1 pseudogene is annotated in these 305 nt (G+C 45.2%); it reads left to right on the forward strand.

Annotated elements, in window-relative coordinates:
• Positions 1–305, forward strand: a pseudogene (locus UYC_RS35205) (efflux RND transporter permease subunit); the annotation flags it as partial.

The raw sequence follows: 305 nt of genomic DNA on the forward strand, positions 1-305 counted from the left end.
GCTTTTAATGTCACTCTCGAAGAAGTAACAGCAGCAGCAACAGGTGCAAATGTCAATGCTGCGGGTGGCTTTTTGATTAATCCCGATCAAGAAATTGTTATTCGTGGAGTAGGGCGTATAGATTCAATTGAGCAACTGGGAATTCGGCGATCGCAGCTCGCAATAATACACCAATTCTACTCAAAGATATTGCTGATGTGCGCATTGGTGCAGCCCTCAAGCGTGGAGATGGTAGTTTAAACGGTCAAAGAGCGATCGTGGTAATGGTTAACAAGCAACCCCAATATGATACTCCGACTGTCACC

Origin of the sequence: Chlorogloeopsis fritschii PCC 6912, from assembly GCF_000317285.1 — a bacterium.
In the GTDB taxonomy this organism is placed as follows: domain Bacteria; phylum Cyanobacteriota; class Cyanobacteriia; order Cyanobacteriales; family Nostocaceae; genus Chlorogloeopsis; species Chlorogloeopsis fritschii.